This is a genomic window from Vibrio sp. 1641 (assembly GCF_033339995.1).
In the GTDB taxonomy this organism is placed as follows: domain Bacteria; phylum Pseudomonadota; class Gammaproteobacteria; order Enterobacterales; family Vibrionaceae; genus Vibrio; species Vibrio alginolyticus.
In genome coordinates this window covers 1-669 of sequence record NZ_JAWOVP010000205.1, presented here as the reverse complement: position 1 = coordinate 669, position 669 = coordinate 1, and the positions used below count along the sequence as shown (strand labels likewise).

The 669-nt window shown below is 46.3% G+C and carries 1 protein-coding gene; it reads right to left on the bottom strand.

Annotated elements, in window-relative coordinates; translation table 11 throughout:
- Positions 1 to 17: 17 nt before the first annotated feature.
- Positions 18 to 563: a primosomal replication protein gene (locus R7Z47_RS25075; protein WP_005456195.1), complete on the bottom strand. Its 546-nt coding sequence runs from the start codon at positions 561 to 563 to the stop codon at positions 18 to 20.
- Positions 564 to 669: the final 106 nt, after the last annotated feature.

Genomic DNA, 669 nt, shown 5'->3' with positions numbered 1-669 from the left:
GGTTGGTTGGTCTGCCATTATTGGTGCTTTTCCCTATGTGTAATTTGATTTTCTAGTTTAAGAAGCGCTGCCTCGCAACGAGCTAAACGTTGCTCTGTCGCCAGCAATACTTTCTGAGCTTCAGCTCGCATAAAACTAGGTGCAGTTTCCACGGCGCGTTCCTTTTCTAACACCATTTCTCGCAAGCGTCTTGCCCATTCTTGGTGTTGCGCGAGCTCTTGATAAAGCACGTTAATTGGTTTGCGAAAGTGGCTGCTATGCTTGATTTCATTCTTACGAATTTTAGTGGTAGAAATCTCTCGCTGAATTGCGCCAATTTGCGCTACGAGTCGTTCGGTGAGGTACTCCGCTCGCAAAGCGGTGAGCTTATTTTCGTTTTGCTCTCGGATAATTGCGTCCAGTGTCGATTTCGCTTCTTTTACGCAAGGGGTCAGTAAGCGAGAACGGCAGCTAAATAAACGTTCATCAAACAACGGAACGTGATGCTCTCCTCGTTGGCGATCCAATGTCGCGGCTTGATTCGCCATGTGTTCTAAACTTTGCGAAAGTTGTTCGATGTTCATGATAAACCTACAAACCAAGCGTCATAAGCCAGCTTAATCGCCAATACGCTCACGACCGTGACAAAAACGGGACGAATGAACTTAGAGCCGAATCGAATTGCAGAAT